The organism is Kitasatospora sp. NBC_00458 (assembly GCF_036013975.1).
Taxonomy (GTDB): domain Bacteria; phylum Actinomycetota; class Actinomycetes; order Streptomycetales; family Streptomycetaceae; genus Kitasatospora.
Genome location: NZ_CP107904.1, coordinates 12439 through 35859 on the forward strand (window position 1 = coordinate 12439; position 23421 = coordinate 35859).

Consider the following 23421-nt stretch of genomic DNA (forward strand, 5'->3'; position numbering starts at 1 on the left):
CGTACTCGGTCGCGCGGGAACCCCGCCGGCACTCCGCCGTACGGGGCGGGCCGTCAGGCGGTCCCGGGCGATCGACCGGTGCGGAGCTCCGTGAAGGACAGGACGAGTTCGGCGGTCCGTGCCGGCTCCTCCAGGATCGGCGTGTGCCCGGCACCGGGCAGCAGATCGACCTTCGCGCCCGGAACGACCAGGTAGTCGGCCGCCGACGAGGGCTGCCACCTGCGGTCCTGGTCACCGAAGACCACCTGCAACGGCTTGCCGAGGTCCGTCAGCCGGTCCGGGAGCGTGCGCCGGCTCAGGTAGCCGACGGACGCCTGCATCGCGGCGGTGACCGCGTGGTAGGACATGCCGCGCAGCTCGTCGACGAGTTCCTGCGGGACCTCGTACCCCGCGCGGAACGCGGTGCCCGCGAGCAGGCGGATCCGCTCGTCGGTCGGCGGCCACTGCTCGGGCTGGAACGCGGTGGGCCCCGGCGCGATGAAGGCGTCCATACCGGGGCCGGTGTTGATCAGCACGAGCCCGGTCACCAGGTCGGGCCGCCGCTCGGTGAGGGCGGTGGCGGCATAGCCGCCGCTGGAGTGGCCGACGGCCACGGCGCGCCCGACGCCGAGCCGGTCGAGCACCGTGCCGATCCTGCGTCCCAGCTCCGGGACCGCGTAGTCGCCGTCGGCCGGTTCGGCGGAGCGGCCGTGCCCCGGGAGGTCGATCCGGATGACGCGGTGGTGTGCGGTCAGGAACGGAACCATCGCGTCCCACGAGCGGCTCGACGCGGCGGACCCGTGGATGAGCAGGAGCACGGGGGCCCGGTGAGGGCCGTCCTGGCGGACGTACACGTCACCGTGCTCCAGGCGGAGGAGCGAATCCCCTGAGGCGGCGTCGCCGTTCGGAGGGGAATGCCTGTCGGGAGGAGTCATGGGCCCACTGTCGCCGCCGGTGGGCGCCGGCGGCTTGGACGAATGTTCCCTCCGCCGTTCCGACCGCCGGCCGCCCTCGCGTCCCCTCCCCGGCGCGCGTAGCATCCGCTGAGGGGGTCCACCGTGAAGCACCGTGACGATCCCGCTGCGTGGGACGTCGCGCGTCCGCAGCGGCCGAGCCGGGTGGCCGGCGTCGACATGGCCGGGTTCCGGGTCCCGGGCCGGCTCGTCGAGGGCCTGCGGGTGGTGCCGCACCCGGCGGTGATGCTGATTCTGGAGTTCGGGGCGGGCACGTCCACCATCGAGGACGGCGCCGGGCGGCCGCACGCGGGAAGCCTCGTCGCCGGGCCCGGGTTCGGCTCCGGAGGCGGTGTCCGGGCCCGGGGCGAGCACGTCGAGTGCGTGCAGGTGCGGCTGTCCCCGGTGGTCGCCGGAACGGTCCTCGGCGTTCCCCCGGCCGACCTGGCCGGTTCCCCGGTGACCCTCGACGAGATGTGGGGCAGGGAGGCGGCACGGATCCGCGAGCAGCTGGACGCGATCCCCTCCTGGGAGGAGCGCTTCGCGTTCACCGACGCGCTGCTCGCCCGCCGGTTCGAGGCGCGGCGGCCCCCGGACCGGGAGACCGCCTGGGCCTGGCACCGGATCGTCGCCGACCGGGGCCTCGTCCGGGTCGACGACCTGGCGGCCGAGCTCGGATGGAGCCGCAAGCGCCTGTGGTCGCGCTTCCACGCGCACCTCGGCCTCCCGCCGAAGAGCGCCGCCAAGCTGGTCCGCTTCGACCACGCGGTGCACCGACTGGTCGCGGGTGAAGGCCCGGCCCGGGTGGCGGCGGACGGCGGCTACTACGACCAGTCCCATCTGCACCGGGACGTCATGGAGTTCACCGGCTCCACCCCGGCGGCCGTGCTCGGCGAGCCGTTCCTGACGGTGGACGACCGCGCATGGCCGACCGCGTGACCCCCGGCCCACGCCACCCGGCCCACATGCCCGGCCCACGCCACGCACCCCACGTGACCGGGCTGCTGCCCGACACCGGCGACGGAGCCTGTCGGTGGCGGCGCCTACGATGCCCGAACAGCCGCCTGACCGCAGGGAGTCCGCCGATGCAGAGGTCAACGGGCCTCGTCTCCGTCGAACGTTCGCAGTTCGGCCTCTGGGAGGACGACCCCCTCGGTGAGTCGGACGTCCACTGGCTGCAACTGCCGATGAGTGCGGAGTCCCCGGGCGTCACGGTCGGGCACGGGGCCGTCGGCGTCCTGAGCTCCGCGCAGCACCACTACGCGAGGGTCACCCTCGAACGGTCCGGGGCGGCGGTCCCCCCGGAGGGGTACCGTCCGCTGGCGCGGGTGCCGTACCGGTCGCGAAGCGGCCGGGTCGAAGCGTGGACCCTCTTCTCCGGTCCCGCCGGCGTCACGCTCGACCTCGGGGCCGAGGACGAGGACTTCGTCCTCCACGTGTTCTGGGCCGCGGACCCTGCGCGCCTCGGCCCGGGTGCGGGCTTCGGCGTTCCCGAGGATGCGGAGAGGTTCCACTTCGTGTTCGTCCCGGACGCGGACTGATCCCCTTCCGCCACCGGGGCGCTGCGGGGTCCGGGCGCGATCCGGTCTCAGGCGGCCCGGCCGTGCGGGAGGCGTGCCGCGAGCAGCACGCCCGCGGCCGCGGTGGCCGCCAGGGCCCAGAGGGCCGGGCCGAGGGTGGTGGCCAACGGCTGACCGGCGGTCAGGGTGGCCGCGGCGGCGACGCCGACGGCCGGTCCGACGTTCATCGCGGTCTGCTGCAGACCGCCCGCCACCCCGGCGTCGGCCACCGAGGCGTCGCGGACGATCGCCGCCGTCGCGGTGACCATCACCGTGCCGAACCCGGCGCCCAGCAGCAGGAACGCGCAGCCGATGGCGAGGGCGCCGGTGTCCGGCCCGAACCCGGCGACCCCCAGGGCGCCGGCCACGATCGCCGACATCCCCGCCATGACGGTGCGGCGCGGTCCGTGACGGCGGGCCAGCACCGCGGAGGCGGGTGCGGCCACCACCATCGCCGCCGCCAGCGGCAGGGACCGCACCGCGCTGGCGAGCGGGTCGAGGGCGAGCACGTCCTGGAGGAAGTAGGTGCCGAGGAAGACCGTGCCGAAGAGCGCCGCCGAGGCGGTCAGCAGCACGCCGAGCGCCGCCGTCACCGTCGACGAGCCGAGGACGGCCGGTGGCAGCAGCGGACGAGGGGTGCGCCGCTCGTGCCGGAGGAGGACGAGGCCCAGCGCGGCGGCCGCCACGAGGCCGAGCCAGGTGCCGGCCGTCCAGCCCCGGTCGGGGACGCCGGTCAGGGCGAACACCAGGCAGGACAGCGCGGAGCCGAGCAGGGCGGCACCCGGCAGGTCCAGTCCGGCGGTGCGGTCGGCGGTCGGCTGCGGGAGCCGGACGAACAGCGCGGCGGCGCCGGCCGCGACGGCGGGTGCGACGGTGAGGAAGAAGACCGACCGCCAGCCGAAGTGGGTGGTCAGCGCGCCGCCGACGACCGGACCGGCGGCCGCGGCCAGGCCGATCGCGCTGGTGCGCAGGGCGATCGGCGGTCCGAGCCGGTCGGCGGGGTAGGCGGCCCGCAGCAGGCCGAGGGTGGCGGGCTGGAGGAGCGCGCCGCCGACGCCCTGGGCGACCCGCAGGGCGATCACCCAGCCGATCCCGGGTGCCAGCGCGATCGCGGCGGAACTGGCGGCGAAGCCGAGGACGCCGACGGCGAAGACCCGCTGGTGCCCGTAGCGGTCGCCGAGCCGCCCGGCGAAGACCAGCAGGCTGGCCACCGTGATGAGGTACGCGGTGCTGGTCCACTGCACGGCGGCGAGCGAGGCGTCCAGGTCGCGCTGGAGGCTGGGCTGGGCGACGGTGAGCACCGTCCCGTCGAGGGCGACGACGGCCGCGCCGGTGACGCTGCCGGCCAGGGTGAGGCGCTGCCGTGCCGTGGGGGTCACCGGGGCTCCGGGCCGAGGTGGGCGTCGAGGACGGCGCGCAGCAGCGGTTCGACGGTGCCGCCGCCGGTGACGAGCCCGAGGCTGCCCCAGGCGCGGAGCTGGGCGAGGCCGTGCAGGTTGGCCCAGAACGCGGCGGCGACGGTCGCGGGGTCGTGCGCGGCGGCCGGGCCCCGGCGTCGGCCGCGCCGGACGGGCGGACCTCGGCTGGGCGGGCCTCGGCCGGGCGGATCTCGGCGACGAGGCGGACGAGGGTCTCGAAGAGCGGCAGTGTGGTCTTCCGCAGGTCCGATCCGCTGCCTTCGAGGACGTCGTGGCGGAACATCAGCTCGAACATGCCGGGCTGGGCGGCCGCGAAGTCGAGGTAGCCGCGGGCGAGCCGGTCGAGCCGGACCCGCGCCGCTGCGGGGTCCGCGGCCGGGGCGGGGCCCGCGGCGGCGGCGGGATCCGGTCCGGCCAGGTCGAGGGAGGCAGCCAGGTTCTCGAAGCCGCGCCGGGCGATGGCCGCGAGCAACTCGACGTGGGTGCTGAAGTAGCGGCGCGGGGCGCCGTGCGAGACGCCGGCCTGGCGGGCGATCTCGCGCAGGGTGAGCGCGTGCACGCCCTCGTGGGTCACCAGCTGGACACCGGCCGCCACGAGGCGGGCGCGCAGGCCGGTACTGGGGTCCTGATCGGTCATAGACACTGTCTACCAAGATCGAGTAGACATTGTCTACTCGCGACTCCGCCGGGTCGGCCCGACTTGGCGGGACGCGTCAGGACCCGGCAGGGCCGGCAGGGCCGGTGGGGACCGGACGGCGGGAGGGCTCGGGCAGAATCGGGGGATGGACGAAGGCGGAGAAGCGGCCTGCTGGCTGGACCGGGTGTGCGAGGAGTGCGGGCGCCTGCGTGAGCGTCCCGGCGCGGGCCCGTGCGAGAACTGCGGTGCCGGGGCCGGCAGCGATCCCGCGGGCTGTGCGGGCGGTGCGGGCGGTGCGGGCACGGGCCCGGAGGGCTCCCCGGACGAGGCGACGCGCCCCTGAGCGGGGCGGAACGGGAGAGCCCTGGGGCGGGTCACCGACGGTGACCCGCCCCAGGGCCCGGAAGCGGAGAAGGGTGGGGCGTCAGCGCGCCAGCCCGTCGAGCGTGTGGCCGGACTCGGCCGCCGCAGGATCCGGTCCGGCCGGTGCGGCGGGTGCGGAGCCCGGTGCGCCCGGCGCGGATTCGGGAGCCTTCGCCCCGGCTTCCGCCGCAGGTGCCTCCGGCTGCCCGGGGAGCAGCGCCGGTTCCGTGCCGGCCGTGCGCGCGGGCACCCACCGCTGCCGACCCAGCACCTTGCCCAGGCGCTCGACGGCCGGCTGGGTGTACCGCGCGGCCAGCGGCCCGGTGACCACCAGGATGAGCACGTACGCGGTCGCCAGCGGACCGAGACCGGGCTCGATGCCGGCGGTCACGGCCAGGCCGGCGATGACGATCGAGAACTCCCCGCGGGACACCAGCGCCCCGCCGGCCCGCCACCGCCCGCGCGTGGCGATGCCCGCGCGCCGGGCCGCCCAGTAGCCGGTCGCGACCTTGGTCAGTGCGGTGACCAAGGCCAGCAGCAGGGCCGGCAGCAGGACCGGCGGGATGCTGGTCGGATCGGTGCTGAGGCCGAAGAAGACGAAGAACACCGCGGCGAAGAGGTCCCGCAGCGGGCTGAGCAGGGTGTGCGCGCCCTCGGCGGCCTCGCCGGACAGGGCGATGCCGACCAGGAACGCGCCGACCGCCGCCGACACCTGGAGCTGCTGGGCGATGCCCGCCACCAGCAGGGTCAGCCCGAGCACCACCAGCAGGAGCTTCTCCGGGTCGTCGTGCGAGACGAAGCGGGAGATCAGCCGCCCGTAGCGGAGCGCGACGAAGAGCACCGCGCCGGCCGTGGCCAGGGCGATGGCGAGGGTGATCGAGCCCGCGAGCAGACCGGCCCCGGCCAGCAGGGCGGTCAGGATCGGCAGGTAGACCGCCATCGCGAGGTCCTCCAGCACCAGGATGCTGAGGATCACCGGGGTCTCCCGGTTGCCGAGCCGCCCGAGGTCGCCGAGCACCTTGGCGATGACCCCCGAGGACGATATCCAGGTCACTCCGGCGAGCACCACCGCCGCCACCGGTCCCCAGCCGAGCAGGAGGGCGGCCGCCGCCCCGGGGGTCGCGTTGAACAGGAAGTCCACCGCGCCGGCCGGGTACTGGGCCTTGAGGTTGGTCACCAGGTCGGCGGCGGTGTACTCCAGGCCCAGCATCAGGAGCAGCAGGACCACGCCGATCTCGGCGCCGGTGGCCACGAACTCCTCGCTGGCGCTCAGCGGCAGCAGCCCGCCCGTGCCGAACGCCAGTCCGCCGAGCAGGTAGAGCGGGATGGGTGAGAACCCGTACCGCCCGGCGATCCGGCCCAGCAGGCCGAGCACCAGGATGACCGAGCCGAGCTCGATGAAGACGGTGGCGGTGTGCATCCGATCACTCCCGGTCCAGGATCGTGGCCGCCGCGTCGACGCCCTCGCGGGTGCCGATGACGATCAGGATGTCGCCGCCGGCCAGTCGGAAGTCGGGGGCGGGGGAGGGCACGGCGCCGGTGCGCCGCAGCACGGCGACGATCGAGGCGCCGGTCTCGGTGCGCATCCGGGTGTCGCCGAGCAGCCGCCCGTTCCAGTACGAGGTGCCCTCGACCGGGAGCCGCTCGGCGACCAGGCCGAGGTCGGTGGTGTGCAGCAGGCCCGGGCTGTGGTGAGCGGGGGTCAGGGCGTCGACCAGTGCGGCGGACTCCTCGGCGGTGAGCCGGAACGCCTGGGAGCAGGCGTCGGGGTCGTCCGAGCGGTACACGTTGAGGCTGCGGGCGCCGTCCCGGTGGGCGATCACGGACAGGTGCCGTTGTTCTCGGGTGGTGAGGTCGTACTGGACGCCGACACCGGGCAGCGGGGTGGTCCGGACACGGGGGATCGACACGGCGGCTGTCCTCTCGTCAAAGGTGCTCCACGGGCGCGCGTGGCACCGGCGCGCCGGAGCACGAGGGGGACGCCGGTGCCTGACCGCGTGTGACACGCGAACGCGCAACCGGATCAATAGTAATGAGTATGTAAAGTCCGAAAATGACACCCCGGTTCGAGGGGCCGAAAACGGCCCCTCGAACCGGGGGAGGACGACCGGCCGGGGACGGCCCGCCGGTGCGGAGGGGGGACTGCCGGGGCGGCGGCCTACTGGGGAGGCTGGTCGCGCAGCTGGTCCTTCAGCTTCTCCTGGGCCGTGTCGACGTGGTTGCTGTACTTGCCCTGCGTCCGGTCGTCGACCATGTCACCGCCCTTGTCGACGGCTTTCTCGGCCTGGCTCTCGTGGCCTTTCAGCATCTGCTTGAGCTTGTCCATCATGGACATGTGGTCACACTCCTGGATGAGACGGCCCCACTCACTCCAGCATCACCGTGCACCGGGGTGTCCGCATCCGGTCAGCTTGCGCGCCGGGGTTGGCAAGGCGTCTCCGAACATGTCAAATCGGGAGTCCCACGGACCGTCGGAAGGACTCGCCTTGAACGCTCGGACCGGTCGCCCGGCCGCTGCACCCCGCCCCGGGGCCGCCACCGCCCGCCGCACGGCGGGCGCCGCGCTGGCGGTCGCGGCGCTGGTGACCCCGCTGCTCCTGGTCGGGACCGGCAGCGCCGCCGCCGACTCGGACCCCGCCCGCAAGGGGGCCAAACTGGCCGCCCGGTTGGTGGACGACAGCAGCGCCGACGAGGCCTTCGAGACCCTGGAAGCGCTCCAGCGCATCGCCGACCGCAACGGCGGCAACCGGGTGGCGGGCTCCCGCGGCCACGACCAGTCGGCCTCCTACATCTACGAGCAGGCCCGCCGGGCCGGGCTGAAGGTGTCGAAGCAGGAGTTCGAGTACACGTTCTTCCAGGCGCTGTCCGAGCGGCTCGCCCAGGTCTCCCCGCAGGGCGCGGACGTACCGGTGAAGGCCATGACGTACTCGGTCGGCGGCCCGGCCGGCGGCCTGACCGCCCAGGTCGCGGTCGCCCCCGCCGACGCCACCCCCGGGTGCGAGGCGGCCGACTACGCGCCCGGCGCGTTCACCGGCAAGCTCGCCCTGATCCGGCGCGGCGGCTGCAGCTTCGCGGTCAAGCAGGCCGCGGCGGCCGACGCCGGCGCCGTCGGCGCGATCATCTACAACAACATCGACGGCGACCTCAACGGCACCCTCGTCGACCCGACGGCCGGCCGGATCCCGACCGGCGGCATCTCCAAGGCCGCCGGCGAGGCGCTCGCCGCCACGGCCGCGGCCGGCCCGCTGACCCTCACCCTCGACGTCCGCACCTTCATGGAGAAGCGCAAGACCTGGAACGTCTTCGCCGAGACCCGCGGCGGCGACGAGAACAACACCGTCGTCATCGGGTCCCACCTCGACTCCGTGGTGGCCGGCCCGGGCATCAACGACAACGGCTCCGGCTCGGCGGGCATCCTGGAGGTCGCCAAGAACCTCGGCACCCGGCCCGTCGGGAACAAGGTGAGGTTCGCCTGGTGGTCCGCCGAGGAGTTCGGCCTCAAGGGCTCCGAGGCCTACGTGAACTCGCTCTCCGACGCCGAGAAGCAGAAGATCAAGCTCTACCTGAACTTCGACATGATCGCCTCGCCCAACTCCGCCCAGTTCATCTACGACGGCGACGACTCCGACCACGTCGGCGCGGGACCGGGCCCGGACGGCTCCGCCCAGCTGGAGCGCCGCATCGCCGCCTTCCTCGACGACTGGGACGTCCCGCACGAGGGCACCGACTTCACCGGCCGCTCCGACTACGGGCCGTTCATCGAGGCCGGCATCCCGGCCGGCGGCACGGACACCGGCGCCGAGGTGGTCAAGACCGCCGCCCAGGCCGCCCGGTACGGCGGCACCGCGGGGGTCGCCTTCGACAAGTGCTACCACCAGGCCTGCGACGACATCGAGAACCTCGACCTCGCCGCCTTCGACGTCAACATCGCCGTCATCGCCGACTCCGTCGGCACCTACGCGTGGGACCTCTCGTCGCTCCACGCGCCCGTCCCGCCCCAGCACACCGACGGCCAGGCGGGCAGCGGCGGCGGCCTCCACGAGGGCCACACCCACGAGGTCGACGCCTGACCCGCCCCGCGCGGCCGCAGGCCCCGGACCGGCCCCCTCCGCGTGCGGACGGGGGCCGGACCCGCGAGGAGCGGCCCCGCGGGCGGTCCGGCCGCGGGCGTCCGGGAGGCCGGGGCCCGATGGGTGCGCCGCCCGGGCGCCTGACACCATGGCACCGAGATCACGTCACCGTGACACCCTCGGAGGAGTCAGCACCATGAGCAGCACGCACTACGACGTCGTCGTCCTCGGCGCGGGCCCCGGCGGCTACACCGCGGCCGTCCGTTCGGCCCAGCTCGGCCTGAAGACCGCCGTCATCGAGTCGAAGTACTGGGGCGGCGTCTGTCTGAACGTCGGCTGCGTCCCCTCCAAGGCACTGCTGCGCAACGCCGAGCTCGCGCACATCGTCACCAAGGAGGCCAAGACCTTCGGCATCCGGATCGAGGGCCAGGTCACCTTCGACTACAGCGAGGCCTTCAAGCGCAGCCGCACCGTCGCCGACGGCCGCGTCAAGGGCGTCCACTACCTGATGAAGAAGAACGGCATCACCGAGTACGACGGCCGCGGCACCTTCGTCGACGACCGCACCCTCCAGGTCGCGCTCAACGGCGGCGGCTTCGAGCTCGTCACCTTCGACCACTGCATCATCGCCGCCGGCGCCTCCACCCGGCTGCTCCCCGGCACCGCCCTCAGCGACCGCGTGGTCACCTACGAGGAGCAGATCCTCACCGAGGACCTGCCCGGCAGCATCGTCATCGCGGGTGCGGGCGCGATCGGCGTCGAGTTCGCCTACGTGCTCCACAACTACGGCGTGAAGGTCACCATCGTCGAGTTCCTGGACCGGATGGTGCCGCTGGAGGACGCCGAGGTCTCCGCCGAACTCGCCAAGCAGTACCGCAAGCTCGGCATCGAGGTGCTCACCTCCACCCGCGTCGACTCGATCGACGACAAGGACCCGGCCGCCAAGGTCCGCGTCACCGTCACCACCAAGGACGGGCGGCAGCAGGTCCTGGAGGCCGACAAGGTGCTCCAGGCGATCGGCTTCGCGCCGCGCGTCAACGGCTACGGCCTGGAGAACACCGGCGTCAAGCTCACCGAGCGCGGCGCGATCGCCGTCGACGGCCGCGGCCGGACCAACGTCGAGCACATCTTCGCCATCGGCGACGTCACCGCCAAGCTGATGCTGGCCCACGCCGCCGAGTCGATGGCCGTCATCGCGGCCGAGACCATCGCGGGCGCGGAGACCATGGAGCTGGACTTCGTGATGATCCCGCGCGCCACCTACTGCCAGCCGCAGATCGCCAGCTTCGGCTACACCGAGGCGCAGGCCCGCGAACTCGGCCACGACGTCAAGGTCGCCAAGTTCCCGTTCACCGCCAACGGCAAGGCGCACGGCCTCGGCCACCCGATCGGCTTCGTCAAGGTCATCAGCGACGGCAGGCACGGCGAACTGCTCGGCGCCCACCTGATCGGCCCCGAGGTCACCGAACTGCTGCCGGAGCTGACCCTGGCCCAGCAGTGGGACCTCACGGTGCACGAGGTGGCCCGCAACGTCCACGCCCACCCGACCCTCGGCGAGGCCGTCAAGGAGGCGATCCACGGGCTGGCCGGGCACATGATCAACATGTGATTCCCGGGTCCGGACCGGGGCCCGCCCGCCGCGTGCCGCCCACCCCCGCCGGGTGGGCCCCGCCGAACCTCGCCCCCCGCCCCCGCCGCCCCCGCCGCCGCTCCCGGTGGCCGCCGTGCTGCCGGACGGGGCACCGGGACTCGCCCGCGTGCCCCGCCCGTCCGGGTCGCCCGTGCGGGCCGCCCGTCCTCCGGCCTCAGTTCGGCCGGACGACCCCGGGGCGCTCGTCCGCGCCGCACGCGCCCACAGCACCGGCACCGACAGCGGCGTCGGCCGTGACCGTGGTGAGGCGCTTGGTGGCCCGGGTGAGCGCGACGTAGAGGTCCCGCTCCCCACCGGGGTGCGCCCCCGTGATCTCCGCCGGGTCGACGACCACGACGCCGTCGAACTCCAGCCCCCGCGCCTGCGAAGCGGGCACCAGCTGGACGCCGCCGGGCAGCAGCGCCGCCAGCTCCGCGACCCGCGCGTCCGCGCAGACCACGCCGACCAGGTCCCCCGGGTGCTCCCGCAGCTGCTCCTCCGCCTCCCCGACGACCGCGGCGGCGAGTCCCCCGGCCGCCGCGGTGACGGTGCGCGGCACCTCGCCGTGGCGGATCGAGCGGCTCGGCCGCTGGCCCGGGGCGATCCGGGCCAGCAGATCGCGGGTGGTGGCGAGGATCTCCTCGGTGGTGCGGTAGCTGACGGTCAGCGTGTCGAGGGCGAACCGCGGACCGAGCTGCGGGGTCAGCGCCTCCTCCCAGCCGCGCGCGGTCGTCGCCGGGCCCGCCTGCGCGAAGTCGCCGACCAGCGTCATCGACCTGGCCGGGCACCGCCGGGCCACCATCCGCCACTGCATCGCGGTGAACTCCTGCGCCTCGTCGACCACCACGTGCCCGTACGTGCGCTGCGGCGGCCCCTCCAGCAGACACGCCGCCTCGTCCAGCAGCGGCACGTCGGCCGCCGTCCACGGGGCACCCCGGTCCCGCAGCAGCAGGGCCCGCTCCCCGTCGGAGAGCTGCGGCAGGTACCGGGCCGCGAGACCGGCCGAGCCCAGCAGGTCCCGGACGAGGTCCTCGGCCCGCAGACGGGGCCAGAGCGCCTCCACCGCCCGCTCGACCCCGAGGTCGTCCATCAGGGCGGCCCGGACGGCGTCCGCGTCGAACGCGTCGGCCGTGTCGAACGACGGCCCGCCGTCGAGGCCGAGGTGACGCAGGTCCGCCGCCGCGGTCCGGTCCAGGTCGATGCCCGTGAGCTGCGCCACCTGGGCGTCGATGAGCTCCAGCACCGCCCCGGTGCCCCGCTCCAGCGCGTCCGTGGCGGCGTCGACCAGCTGTTCCTTGAAGAACTGCCGGGCCGGGTTGTGCCCCAGGCCGCTGCGCGCCGCCGAGTCCCTGGCCCAGCCGACCTCCTGCTCCGTCAGCTCCACCCACTCCTGGCCCGAGCGCACGGTGAAGCCGCCCTCCGGCGCCTGCCGGGAGCGCACCAGTTCCGCCAGCGCGTCGGCCAGCACCGCACCGCCCTTCAGCCGCGCCACGTCCGCCCCGTCCGCGGCCGCCGGCTCGACACCGGCCAGGTCGGCGCAGGTGGCCAGCACGACGTCGTTCTCCCCGAGCGAGGGCAGCACCTGCGAGATGTAGTCGAGGAACCGCGTGTTCGGCCCGAGCACCAGCACACCGCGCTCGGCGGCCTTCGGGAACGCGTAGAGCACGTAGGCGGCCCGGTGCAGCGCGACCACCGTCTTGCCGGTGCCGGGACCGCCCTGGACCACCGTCACCCCCCGGTGCGCCGAGCGGACGATCGCGTCCTGCTCCGCCTGGAGGGTGGCGACCGCAGCGCCCATCCGGCCCGTGCGCCGGGCCTGCAGCGTCTCGGTCAGCGGGCTGTCGCCGATCACGTCGTCCTCGGTGGGCGCGGAGCCGTCGAGCAGTTCGTCGCTGACCCCGACGACCGTGCGGTCGGCCGTCCGCAGGTGGCGGCGCCGGCGCAGCCCCATCGGATGGACCGCCGTCGCCTCGTAGAAGGGCCGCGCGGCGTCCGCCCGCCAGTCCACCAGGACCGGGAGGTCGGCGTCCTCGACGTGCAGGCCGATCCGTCCGATCCGCAGCACGAGGCCGTCCCCGGCGTCGATCCGGCCGAAGACGAGGCCTTCCCCCGCACCCTCCAGGCGGCGCACCTCGGTCGCCAACCGCCCAGCGGTGAGCTCCCGTTCGTGCATCTCACCCGCACCCCCGGGCACCGTCGCCAGCACCTGCGCCAACCGCACCCGCACATCGGCCAGGCGTTCGTCGAGCAGCCCGTACACGGCGGACACCTCGGCTCGCTCGGCTTCCACCACACGCACGGCACTGTCACTGACCTGCGACAAGACAGGTCCTCCTCTCGGTCCGGCGCACCACTATGCGGTGGATCGCCGCCGAACGTAACCCTTGACTTCCACGGGTTCCTGAGTCCTCGGCGACCAGGTCCCGGCCGGTCGGGGAACACCGGGGCCCTTGCCGCGCCGCCCGACTGACGGTCCGTCGACCACCACGCCCCGCGGGGCGGTGCGCCCGCCCCGGCCGCCGCGGTCCGACCGGCACCAGGCGGCGGCAGACCCAGTGGACCTCCCGGACGACCCGCCCACGACCACGCCGGCCGCCGACGACCAGGCCATGGTGCGGGCCGGCACCGCCGCCGTGCTCGACGCCGAGCCGGACCTCACCGTGGTCGGCGAGAGCGCCGATAGCATCCGCCCGGGGCGGCACCCGTCCGCCCGCACCGCACCGCACCGCGCCGGGCCCCGCCGCACCCACCCGGTGCACCGCCCCACCCGCGTGCACGGGAGAATGGCCGGGTGACCGACACCACGCTCAACCTCTGGCGGCAGCACCTCGGCACCGTCCCCGCGGAGGTCTGGGACCGCACCGATCTGACGGTCCTGATCCTGGCCGAGACCGGAATCGCCGAACTCCCGCCCGCCGTGCGCCGACTGAGCCGGCTGCGCACCTTCGACGTCGGCCACAACCGGCTCACGGCCGTGCCCGAGGAGATCGGCGACCTCGTGGGGCTCACGGACTTCCTCTACCTGCACGACAACGCGCTCACCGGCCTCCCGGCGGCGCTCGGCCGGCTCACCGCCCTGCGCTACCTCAACGTCGGCGAGAACCGGATCGTCCGCCTCCCGGACGAGATCGGCTCCCTCACCGGCCTGGTCGAGCTCCGCGCCCAGCACAACCGGCTCACCTCGCTGCCCGACTCGCTGGGCGCCCTCCGCTCGCTGCGCGAACTCTGGCTCCGCGGAAACGCGCTGACCGCCCTGCCGCAGTCCTTCGCCGGCCTCCGCGAACTGCGCGAACTCGACCTGCGGGAGAACGCCCTCGCCGCCGTGCCGGCGGCACTGGCCGGCCTCCCGCTGCTGCGCCGGCTCGACCTGCGCGCCAATCTGATCACCGAACTCCCCAACTGGCTCGCCGAGTTGCCCGCCCTGGAGAAGCTCGACCTGCGGTGGAACGACCTCAAGCCCGCGCCCCGGCTGCTTGCCGCCCTGGCCTCGCGCGGCTGCGTGGTCCTCCGGTGAGGGACGGTGCGGGCGGCGGGCGGTAATCCCTTCGCGGAGCTGCGGAGCCCCTGTTACCGTGGGTTTCATGAAGCGCGCTGCTGCCGTCCTGACGACGACGCCGGAGAGAGTCCCGGTGCGCTGACTGCTGAACTGGTCCGAAGCCCCGGGGCGAGTGCCCCGGGGCTTCGTCGTGCCGGTCCACTCGCCCGCTGATCCGAGCAGACCCGAGTGGAGACCGCCATGAACCGCCCCGCCGTGAACCGTCCCGCCGTGAAGCACCCTGCCGTGAAGCACCCTGCCGTGAGCCGCACCTCCGTGGACGCCCCCGCCGTGGACGATCCCGCCGTGAACGGTGACGCCGTGGACGACCGCCCCGCCGGGTGCGGCGACCCCGCGCACGCAGGCCGCCCGCACGCCGGCAGCCCGCACCCCGACCATCCGCACGCCGACCCGTCCGGCGGTCGACGCGCCGCCGACCACCGCCGGCTGGGCCGCGAGCTCGACCTCTTCGGCACCGATCCGCTGATCGGCGCCGGCCTGCCGTACTGGCTGCCCGACGGCGCCGAGATCCGGCACGCCCTGGAGGAGTTCATCCGCGACCGGGAGCGGCGCGCCGGCTACCGCCACGTGTACTCGCCGGTGCTCGGCAAACGCGAGCTCTACGAGATCTCCGGCCACTGGCAGCACTACCGCGACGACATGTTCGCGCCGATGGACCTCGGCGCCGAGCAGGTCGTGCTCCGGCCCAGCCTCTGCCCGCACCATGCGCTGATCTACCGTTCCCGGGCCCGAAGCTACCGAGAACTCCCCCTCAGGATCGCCGAGTTGGGCGGCATGTTCCGATCCGAGCCGTCCGGGGTGCTGGGCGGGCTGACCAGGGTCCGGGCGATCCAGCTGAACGACGCGCACGTCTTCTGCACCCCCGGGCAGGCGGGGGACGAGGCGCTCGCCGCGCTGGAGCTGATCGGCGAGGCGCACCGGGCGCTCGGGATCCGGCCGGTCCGCCACCGCCTCTCGCTGCCGGGCGCGGGCGGCAAGTACGTGGCCGACCCGGCGCTCTGGGAGCGGGCCACCGCGCTGCTGACCGAGGTGCTGCAGCGCTCGGGCGTGCCGTTCGAGGCGGTGGAGGGGGAGGCCGCGTTCTACGGTCCGAAGATCGACGTCCAGATCGCCGACGCCGCCGGGCGCGAGTCGACCCTCTCCACCGTGCAGATCGACTTCCACCAGCCGGAGCGGTTCGGGCTCCGGTACACCGGACCGGACGGGTCCGCGCACCGGCCGGTGATGGTCCACCGCAGCGTGATCGGCAGCGTCGAACGGGTCGTCGCCCACCTGATCGAGCTGTACGGCGGGGCCTTCCCGGCCTGGCTGGCCCCGACCCAGCTGGTCCTGCTGCCGCTCTCCGAGGCCGAGCGGGCGCAGGCCGGGCGACTCCGCGAGCGCTGCCTGGACCTGGGGCTGCGGGCCGAGGTCGCCGGGCCCGACCGGGGGAGCCTGGGCGCCCGGATCCGCGAGTCCCGGCTGGTCCCGTACCAGGCGGTCATCGGGCGCCGGGAGGCCGCGGACGGCCTGGTCGCGCTGCGGCTGCGGGACGGACGGCGGCTCGACCCGCTGCCCGCCGCCGAGGCACTGGCCCGGATCGTGGCACGGGTGGACGCGTGCGCCCCCGAACTCTGGGACGAGCCGTCCGCCGACCGGGCATCGGACGGCGGACGGCTGACGGCTGACGGCTGGCGGCGGGGCGGCGGACCGGCGGACCGGCGGACCGGGTGGCGGGGCCGTTGCGGAGGGGGTGGGCGGAGACGCGCCCCCGCCCCCGCCCCCGGCCCGCCGGTCCGGGCGTCAGCCGAGCGGCAGCGGGCGGCGGGCACCGGCGAACTCGCCGGCCCAGCGCGGCAGGTCGAGGACGTTCTCGACCCGGGCGACGAGCGTGCCGGTGCGTTCGGCGTGGATCATCGCGCCCTCTCCCACCCAGAGGCCCACGTGGTGCAGCGGCGCGTCCGGCCGGGAGAAGAACAGCAGGTCGCCGGGGAGCAGGTCGGCCCGCGCCACCGGGGCGGACCGGTGGTACTGCGCGACGGTGTAGTGCGCCAGCTCCACCCCGCCACCGCTCGCCCGGTACCAGCAGTACAGCGTCAGGCCGCTGCAGTCGAAGCCGACGGTGCTCTCGCCCAGGCACCGGCCGTCGAGGTAGCCGTTCTCCTCGTCGCAGAAGCCGAGGCCGGCGCCCAGCCGGTCGCCGCCGCCCCAGGCGTAGGGCACGCCGATCTGGGCGGCGGCCTCGGCGGCCACCCGGCGGCCCAGGGCCTGCTCCGGGGAGTCGGCCCGGGCGGGAGCGGACCGGGTGGTGGCTGCGGCGGCTGCGGTGCCCGCCGCCCCGGCGCCCAGGGCGGGGGCGACGCCGGCCCCCAGGGCCAGCTCCAGGATCCGGCGGCGGCCCATCTCCTGGGCGGGTGGCGGGAACGGCACGGGAACTCCTCGGTCGTCGGCGGGCCACCAGGATCCCGGCCGCGGTCCGCGAGCCGCCATCACCCGGAACGGTGAATTCGTGGGTGGCCGGGCCGCTGCCGCCCGGCCCGCCGCCGTAAAGCGTTTGACCCTCCGCCGACGGCGCGCCAACGATGGCGGCGGAACCGCCCGCCGCCACCTCGGAGGACCTCATGAGCAGTGCCGTCAAGCTGATCCGCAACCACCGGCTCACCCAGGCCGTGGACTACGCGTACGCGGCCGCCGTCGACGCGCCGGTCCGCTCACTCTGGCTCGCCGGCGCCTGCCCCCTCGACACCGAGGGCCGCACCGTGGCGGTCGGGGACTACGCGGGCCAGGCCCACCAGGTGATGCGGAACCTGATAACCGTGCTGGAGGACGAGGGCGCGGCGCTGACCGACCTGGTCCGCACCACGGTCTACGTCGCCTCGGCCCGGCAGAGCGATCTGGTGACCGCCTGGGAGGTCTACCGGGAGTACCTCGGTGACCACGACGTGCCGAGCACCCTGGTCGGGGTGAGCGTCCTCGGCTACCACGACCAGCTTGTCGAGGTCGAGGCGGTCGCGGTGCTGCGCTGACGGGCGCGGGCCGCCCCGGTCCCGATCCCGGTGCCGCTTCCGGCCCCGTCCCCGGTCGCACTGCGGCGGCCGGGGCGGTCCGGCTCGCGGGGAGTTCACCCCGTGGCCGACTGGAGGAGGTCTCCCTACTGGTACCAGACCGCATGGTCGGTATTCTCTGACGCTGAGTGCACAGTCACCGCCGCCCGCCGCCCTGTCGGCGGACCTGGGGGACGACCGGTGCCGCGTACGATACGGACTGTTTGGTTTTGTTTCGGTGGGGGGTGGTCGTGATGGCGCGACAGGAGCGGGCGCTGCGGACGCGGCGGCTGATTCTGGAGGCGGCGGCCTCGGTGTTCGACGAGTTCGGGTACGAGGGGGCGACCATCGGAGAGGTGGTGGCCCGCGCGGGAGTGACCCGGGGAGCCGTCTACTTCCACTTCGCCTCGAAGCGGGAGCTGGCCCAGGGCGTCATAGAGGCGCAGTACGCCAGTGAGGCCGTTCCCGAGCGGGCGTGCAAGCTCCAGGAGTTCGTGGACACCGGGATGGTCGTCACGCACCTGATCCCCACCGACCCGATGCTCAGCGCCGGTGTGCGGCTCTCGGTGGACCAGGGCGCGGACGGCAGCCTCGGCGTCGACGCCGCCCCGGGCTGGATCGCCCGGCTGGAACGGCTGCTGGTGGCCGCGGGGGAGCGGGGCGAGCTGTTGCCGCACGTCGTGCCGGCCGACACGGCCGCGCTGATGACGGCGTCCTGGGTGGGTGTGCAGCTCCAGTCGCAGCGGTTCACGGGCCGTGCGGACCTCGCCGTGCGGGTCGCCACGCTGTACCGGCACCTGATGCCGAGCGTCGCCGTCCCCGGCGTACTGGCCTGCCTCGACCTGGCGGCGGACCGCGGCGCACGGGTGGTCGCGGAGATGGCGGCCGCAGCCGGCGGCGATGGAACCGCGGAAAACGACAGCACGTCCGGTTTTCGGAGGGAGCCCTGACCGCAGCCCTGGTGGTTCCGCGCGACTCCGGAGCGTAGTCGGCCCTCGACCGGAGAGTACTATTTCGCTTGCCAACGGATCTGCGCGGTGATGGGGTGTGCCGCTATGGATCATGAAGAACTTCTCGCCCTGGTCGACGAACGCATGCGGCGCGGGGCACGCCCCGAGTCCCCGGCGGCACGCGTCGAGCACATCGGCGGCGTGGTGCGGCAGAGCGGCCCGGACAGCGTCTGGAACGGCGTGCTCTGGTCGGACCTCGGCACCGACACCGACACCGACACCGACACCGACACCGGCCCTGACACCGGCCCCGACACCCGTACCGACGGCGGCGCCCGGCCCGCCGACCGCGTCATCGCCGAACAGATCGCGTACTTCACCGCGCTCGGCCAGGACTTCGAGTGGACGCTGTACGGCCACGACCGCCCCGCCGACCTCGGCGACCGCCTGCTCGCCGCCGGCTTCACCCCGGACGAACCCGAGACGCTGATGGTCGCGGAGGTCGCCGCACTGCTGGCCGGTCCGGCCGGGACGGCCGCTCCGGGGGACGCCGGCATCACGCTGCGCGAGGTCACCGACGAGGCCGGGGTCGACGAGGTCGTGGACGTCCACGAGCAGGCCTTCGGCACGGACGGCTCGCGGCTGCGCCGCCGCATCCTGGCCCACCTCGCCGAATCCCCCGACACCCTGCGGGTCCACCTCGCCCTGGCCGAGGTGGACGGGCGCGAGGTGCCGGTGAGCGCGGCGCGGATGGAACTGCACCCGGGGACGGGCTTCGCGGGCCTGTGGGGCGGCGGCACGGTCGAGGCGTGGCGGGGCCGGGGCGTCTACCGCGCCCTCGTCGCGCACCGGGCCCGGCTGGCGGACGAACTGGGCTACGAGTACCTGCGGGTGGACGCCTCGCCGCAGAGCCGCCCGATCCTGGAGCGCCTGGGCTTCGCGGCCCTGACCACGGCGACGCCGTACCACTACGGCGGCTGAGGGCGCTGCCCACGGTCGCCGCGGGCCCGGCACGGGGCCCGGGCCGGTCCGGTGCACCGGCCCGGCGACCGCCGCCGTGGTGGCACGGCGGTTCAGCGGATGACCGGCAGTACCGCGGCGCGGGTCCGTCCCGTCGCGGCCTCGATGAACTCCACCGGATCGGCGACCTCGGCCAGCAGGGCGCGGGTGGCGTGCAGCGCGCTGTCCGGGGGCGGTGGACCGCCGACCGCCGCCGTGAGGTCGAGCAGGTGGACGGTCGCCTCCATCACCGCGACCTCGGCGAGCGCGCCCAGGGTGACCGTGCCGAGCAACGGGTGGGCGATCACGGTCGTCGGCGCCAGGTCCGCGATCGCGGCCAGCGCCTCCGGTCCCCCGGTGGCGAACCGGGACACCAGCGCCTCGGCGCCGACCGCCGCGGCGAGCGTGCGGGCGTCGTCGGCGACCAGGTCGGCGGCGGTGTGCGCCACGCCGTCGGGCCTGTTGTAGGCGCGCAGGACGGCGGAGCCGCGCGTCACCGCGGCCGGACGGTCGACCACGGCCTCCCGCATCCGGGTGAACAGCCCGGCGGTGGGCGCCACGTGGGCGTACAGGTCGCGCACCGACCAGCCGGGAAGCCGGGTGCTCCGGTCCCACTGCTCCGCGTCCAGCCCCGCCCCCCGGTCGGCCCAGCTCGCCCACAGCACGGCCAACAGCGCCCGGTCCCGGTCGTTCCGGTGGTCCGCCGGCTGCTCCGCCGGCTGCTCCGCCGGGTCTTGCGACCTGTGCTCCATCGCCCCGCTCCTCCCGCCTCGCCGTACGGATCCGGGCCCACCGTAGCCCGCGGCGTGGGCGGGAGCCGGCTGTCCGGCGGGTCTCAGCCCAGCGCGCGGAGGGCGTCCAGCACGTCCAGGCCCAGCTCCGGCGCGGCGTCCTCCGGCAGGCTGACCGAGATCCGGGTGGCCAGGCCCGCGTACCGCCGGTGGATCTCGCGCGCGACCTGCCCGACCTCGCCGGCGACGGCGAAGGTGTCGAAGACCCGGTCGTCGATCAGCGCCGCCATCTCCTGCCAGCGCCCGCGCAGCGACATCCGGTGCAGTTCCTCGTGCAGCTCCTCCCAGCCGTGCCGGGCGAGCACCGGGCGGTAGGCGGGCGTCGAGGCGTAGAACGCGAGCCGTTCGCGGACGCCGGCCACGTTGGCGCGCAGCTCCTCCTCGGTCCGGCCGGTCGCGGTGAGCACGTTGCCGACGACCTCGAACGGCCGGTCGGTCCATGCCGCGCCCTCGGCCTCGGCCCGGCCGCGCTCCTCCGCGAGGGCGGGCAGCACCTGCCCGGCGAGGTAGTCGACCGAGGTGAACGGATGGCTGAGGAAGCCGTCCGCGACCGCCCCGGCGGTGCGGACCATCAGCGGTCCGACGCCGGCCAGCAGGATCCGGGGCACCCCGGCCGGGACGGGGTCGGGGGAGAAGACCGGTGTCATCACGGTGTGCCGGTAGAAGTCGCCGCGGAAGCGCAGCCGTTCACCGGTCTGCCAGCTCCGCCAGATCGCCCGCACGGCGTGGACGTACTCGCCCATCCGTGCGGCGGGGCGGTCCCAGGGCATCCCGAAGCGCTTCTCGATGTGCGGCTTGACCTGGGAGCCGAGGCCGATGACGGCCCGTCCGCCGGAGGCCGCGTGCAGGCCCCAGGCCTGGTAGGCGAGGGTCATCGGGGTCCGGGCGAGTGCGACGGCGACGCCGGTGGCCAGTTCGATGGTGCTGGTGCGGTCGGCCGCGCGGGCCAGCTGGAGGAACGGGTCGTAGGCGGTCTCGGAGACCACCAGCCGGTCCACGCCCCGCCGTTCGGCCTGCTCGGCGGCGTCGAGGATGCCCGCCGGGTGCCCGGAGGCGGTGGCGTCGAGACGGAAGGCGGCGGCCTGCGGGCGGTCCATGGTGTCGGCTCCTGGTCGGACGGGGTGCTCTGCACCGGTAGCCTCCCACGCCGCGTGCATCCCGCATGCCCCGGCCGCCGTCCGCCACCCGCCGGGCGTCGCACGCCACTCGCCGGGCGTCGCACGCCGCACGCCACCCGCTTCCCGTGCCGCACGCCGTCCGCCGCCGGCCTCGTGGCGTCCCGGAGCGGGGCGGCCCCCTACGGCCTGGGCCAGGGGTGTCCGTCGAGCTGTTCGATGCCGGTGTTGAAGCGCCGCAGGTAGGCGGCGAAGGCGGCGACGTCCTCGGCGGGCCAGTCGGCCATCACGAGGTCGAGGGCGTTCGCGTGGGCCGCGCGGTCCTCGTCGAGCCGGCGGTCGCCCTCCTCGGTGACGCGGAACTTGCGGGCCATCCCGCCGTCGGGGTCGGGGATCCGTTCGACCAGTCCGGCGCGGGTCATGGCGGCGGTCTGCCGGTTGAGGGTGGAGGCGTCGAGTCCGAACGCGTCGCTCAGCTCGCCGATCGACATCGGGCCCTGCACGCGGATCCGGCTGAGCAGGATGTACGCGGAGCGGTCCAGCCGGCTCCCCTGCGGGCGGGCGCCGGAGGGGCTCAGGTAGTGGTGCCGGCTGAGCACCATGTACTCGAACGCGACCTCGTCCGTGGGGCCGCCCATGTCGTCGTCCTTCCCGTCCGTTCCCTCGCAGCTCTGACCTGCGGTGTCCGCCCAGTATCGCAGGGGTGATCCCGGGGCAAGGGATATGTATCATGCATACGATGTGCATCGTGCACATCTTCCGCACCGTGCACCCCGCGTTCCCGCCCCACCGGAACCGCACCGGAAACCGCACGGACGACAGAGGAGCAACCCCATGGACGGCCCACAGGCCACCGCCCGGACCGGCGGCGTGGTCGCCACGCTCGCCTTCACCGGCACCGTCGCCGCGATCATGCAGACGCTGGTCACCCCGCTGATCGGCGAGCTGCCCCGGCTGCTGGACACCTCCCCGTCCAACGCCTCCTGGGTGATCACCGCGACCCTGCTGTCCGCGGCCGTGTTCGTACCGGTCAGCGGGCGGCTCGGTGACCTGCTCGGCAAGCGGCGGATGCTGCTGGCCTGCTGCGTGCCGCTGTTCGTCGGATCGGTGATCTGCGCGCTCACCTCCTCCGTCCTGCCGATGATCGTCGGCCGCGGACTCCAGGGCATCGGCATGGGCGTGGTCCCGCTCGGCATCAGCCTGCTCCGCGAAGTCCTCCCGCCCGAACGCCTCGGCTCCGCGATAGCCCTGGTCAGTGCCTCCATGGGCATCGGCGGCGGCCTCGGCCTGCCGATCTCGGCGGCGGTCGCCGAGTACGCGAGCTGGCGCGTGCTGTTCTGGGGCGCGGCCGCCCTCACCGCGGTGATCACCGCGATGATCTGGTTCCTCGTCCCCGCCCCCGCCGTCCGCCCCGCCGGCGGCCGGTTCGACCCGGTCGGCGCCGTCGGACTCGGAGCCGGACTGGTCTGCCTGCTGCTCCCGGTGTCCAAGGGCGGCGACTGGGGCTGGACGGACGGACTCACGCTGGGCCTGTTCGGCGCGGCCGTCGTCCTGCTGCTCGCCTGGGGCGTCTGGGAACTGCGCATCGCCGAACCGCTGGTGGACCTCCGGGTGACGGCCCGCCCGCGCGTGCTGCTGACCAACGCGGCCTCGGTCCTGGTCGGATTCGGCATGTACGCGCAGGCGCTGATCGTCCCGCAGCTGCTCCAGCTGCCCGCGGCCACCGGGTACGGCCTGGGCCAGTCCATGCTGGCCATGGGCCTGTGGATGGCCCCCTCGGGCCTGATGATGATGGCGGTCTCACCGCTCGGCGGGCGGCTCTCCGCCGCGCGCGGCCCGAAGTTCACCCTGGTCGTCGGCGCCCTCGCGATCGCCACCGGCTACGGGCTCTCGATGGCGCTGATCGGCTCCACCTGGGGCGTCCTGGTGGTCACGCTGGTCTGCAACGCCGGCGTGGGCCTCGCCTACGGCGCGATGCCGGCACTCATCATGAGCGCCGTGCCGCTGTCGGAGACCGCCTCGGCGAACAGCTTCAACACCTTGATGCGCTCGCTCGGCACCTCGGTCTCCGCCGCGGTGGTGGGCGTGGTCCTGGCCCAGCTGAACATCACCCTGGGCGGGCACACCCTGCCGTCGGAGACCGGCTTCCGGGTGGGGCTGCTGATCGGCTGCGGCGTCGCGCTGGCCGCCGCCGCGGTGGCCGCCACCATCCCCGTGCCGCGCGCCGACACGGTCGGCACGGCGGTCGGCGGTGCGGCCGGCAAGGAGCTGACGGAGGCGCAGGAGGGCGCGGCGCGCGCCTGACCGGCGCACGGCACCCCTGGTGCGCCGCGGTTGCCCGTCCGCGCTGTTCCCCGGCCCTGGCCCACACCCTCCCC

Annotated in this window: 20 protein-coding genes and 2 pseudogenes; 11 read left to right on the forward strand and 11 right to left on the reverse strand. The window is 74.7% G+C overall.

Annotated features, from left to right (window positions below; translation table 11 throughout):
* Positions 1-53: 53 nt before the first annotated feature.
* A complete protein-coding gene (locus OG550_RS00070; RefSeq protein WP_327673189.1) occupies positions 54-914 on the reverse strand; it encodes an alpha/beta fold hydrolase in 861 nt (286 codons plus the stop codon).
* A gap of 198 nt (positions 915-1112) precedes the next feature.
* Between OG550_RS00070 and OG550_RS00075 the strand changes: the two genes are divergently transcribed.
* Positions 1113-1871, forward strand: coding sequence for a helix-turn-helix domain-containing protein (locus OG550_RS00075; protein ID WP_327683611.1), 759 nt, complete (start codon positions 1113-1115; stop codon positions 1869-1871).
* A gap of 146 nt (positions 1872-2017) precedes the next feature.
* Entirely contained in the window at positions 2018-2473 is a 456-nt protein-coding gene (locus tag OG550_RS00080; RefSeq protein ID WP_327673191.1) for a hypothetical protein, read from the forward strand.
* A gap of 47 nt (positions 2474-2520) precedes the next feature.
* Here the strand turns inward: OG550_RS00080 and OG550_RS00085 are convergent, their stop codons facing one another.
* The 5 genes and pseudogenes from OG550_RS00085 to OG550_RS00105 form a co-directional block, all read right to left on the reverse strand.
* On the reverse strand, positions 2521-3870 hold the full coding sequence (locus OG550_RS00085; protein ID WP_327673193.1) for an MFS transporter: 1350 nt from the start codon (positions 3868-3870) through the stop codon (positions 2521-2523).
* Positions 3871-4426: 556 nt separating this feature from the next.
* Positions 4427-4546, reverse strand: a pseudogene (locus OG550_RS32685) (TetR/AcrR family transcriptional regulator); the annotation flags it as partial.
* A 424-nt stretch (positions 4547-4970) separates the two neighbouring features.
* Positions 4971-6329, reverse strand: coding sequence for a cation:proton antiporter (locus OG550_RS00095; protein ID WP_327673195.1), 1359 nt, complete (start codon positions 6327-6329; stop codon positions 4971-4973).
* Positions 6330-6333: 4 nt separating this feature from the next.
* Positions 6334-6819, reverse strand: coding sequence for a cation:proton antiporter regulatory subunit (locus OG550_RS00100; RefSeq protein ID WP_327673197.1), 486 nt, complete (start codon positions 6817-6819; stop codon positions 6334-6336).
* Between the two features lie 248 nt (positions 6820-7067).
* Entirely contained in the window at positions 7068-7244 is a 177-nt protein-coding gene (locus OG550_RS00105) for an antitoxin (RefSeq protein ID WP_327673199.1), read from the reverse strand.
* 229 nt (positions 7245-7473) lie between these two features.
* Between OG550_RS00105 and OG550_RS00110 the strand changes: the two genes are divergently transcribed.
* Both OG550_RS00110 and lpdA read left to right on the forward strand, forming a co-directional pair.
* Positions 7474-8979, forward strand: coding sequence for a M28 family metallopeptidase (locus OG550_RS00110; protein WP_442906117.1), 1506 nt, complete (start codon positions 7474-7476; stop codon positions 8977-8979).
* 196 nt (positions 8980-9175) lie between these two features.
* Entirely contained in the window at positions 9176-10588 is a 1413-nt protein-coding gene (gene lpdA, locus OG550_RS00115) for a dihydrolipoyl dehydrogenase (protein ID WP_327673201.1), read from the forward strand.
* A 196-nt stretch (positions 10589-10784) separates the two neighbouring features.
* Here the strand turns inward: lpdA and OG550_RS00120 are convergent, their stop codons facing one another.
* Positions 10785-12932: a HelD family protein gene (locus OG550_RS00120; protein WP_327673203.1), complete on the reverse strand. Its 2148-nt coding sequence runs from the start codon at positions 12930-12932 to the stop codon at positions 10785-10787.
* Positions 12933-13164: 232 nt separating this feature from the next.
* Here OG550_RS00120 and OG550_RS00125 point away from each other — a divergent pair, with 232 nt between their 5' ends.
* The 3 genes and pseudogenes from OG550_RS00125 to thrS form a co-directional block, all read left to right on the forward strand.
* Positions 13165-13404, forward strand: a complete 240-nt coding sequence (locus OG550_RS00125) for a hypothetical protein (protein ID WP_327673205.1) — start codon at positions 13165-13167, stop codon at positions 13402-13404.
* Entirely contained in the window at positions 13401-14123 is a 723-nt protein-coding gene (locus OG550_RS00130; protein ID WP_327673207.1) for a leucine-rich repeat domain-containing protein, read from the forward strand. The genes OG550_RS00125 and OG550_RS00130 overlap by 4 nt, the downstream gene beginning before the upstream one ends.
* A 342-nt stretch (positions 14124-14465) precedes the next feature.
* A pseudogene (gene thrS / locus OG550_RS00135) lies at positions 14466-15785 on the forward strand (threonine--tRNA ligase); the annotation flags it as partial.
* 162 nt (positions 15786-15947) lie between these two features.
* Here thrS and OG550_RS32690 read toward each other — a convergent pair.
* Complete coding sequence (locus tag OG550_RS32690; RefSeq protein WP_442906118.1) at positions 15948-16634, reverse strand: C40 family peptidase; 687 nt, start codon at positions 16632-16634, stop codon at positions 15948-15950.
* Between the two features lie 131 nt (positions 16635-16765).
* On the opposite strand from OG550_RS32690, the gene OG550_RS00140 reads away from it, so the two are divergent.
* The 3 genes from OG550_RS00140 (at position 16766) to OG550_RS00150 (ending at position 19119) form a co-directional block, all read left to right on the forward strand.
* Positions 16766-17170, forward strand: a complete 405-nt coding sequence (locus OG550_RS00140; protein ID WP_327673209.1) for a RidA family protein — start codon at positions 16766-16768, stop codon at positions 17168-17170.
* Between the two features lie 272 nt (positions 17171-17442).
* Positions 17443-18138, forward strand: a complete 696-nt coding sequence (locus OG550_RS00145; RefSeq protein WP_327673211.1) for a ScbR family autoregulator-binding transcription factor — start codon at positions 17443-17445, stop codon at positions 18136-18138.
* Between the two features lie 105 nt (positions 18139-18243).
* Positions 18244-19119 (forward strand): GNAT family N-acetyltransferase, encoded by an 876-nt coding sequence (locus OG550_RS00150; protein WP_327673213.1) that lies wholly within the window; start codon positions 18244-18246, stop codon positions 19117-19119.
* Positions 19120-19211: 92 nt separating this feature from the next.
* On the opposite strand, the gene OG550_RS00155 is transcribed toward OG550_RS00150, so the two are convergent.
* The 3 genes from OG550_RS00155 to OG550_RS00165 all read right to left on the reverse strand — a co-directional run bounded on the left by OG550_RS00155 (position 19212) and on the right by OG550_RS00165 (position 21681).
* Positions 19212-19889, reverse strand: a complete 678-nt coding sequence (locus OG550_RS00155; RefSeq protein WP_327673215.1) for a maleylpyruvate isomerase N-terminal domain-containing protein — start codon at positions 19887-19889, stop codon at positions 19212-19214.
* Positions 19890-19972: 83 nt separating this feature from the next.
* A complete protein-coding gene (locus OG550_RS00160) occupies positions 19973-21025 on the reverse strand; it encodes a TIGR03617 family F420-dependent LLM class oxidoreductase (RefSeq protein WP_327673217.1) in 1053 nt (350 codons plus the stop codon).
* A gap of 200 nt (positions 21026-21225) precedes the next feature.
* Positions 21226-21681 carry a MarR family winged helix-turn-helix transcriptional regulator gene (locus OG550_RS00165; protein ID WP_327673220.1) on the reverse strand — a complete coding sequence of 152 codons (456 nt, stop codon included), beginning with the start codon at positions 21679-21681 and terminating at the stop codon, positions 21226-21228.
* Positions 21682-21877: 196 nt separating this feature from the next.
* Between OG550_RS00165 and OG550_RS00170 the strand changes: the two genes are divergently transcribed.
* Positions 21878-23347, forward strand: coding sequence for an MFS transporter (locus OG550_RS00170; RefSeq protein WP_327673222.1), 1470 nt, complete (start codon positions 21878-21880; stop codon positions 23345-23347).
* Positions 23348-23421 lie beyond the last annotated feature (74 nt).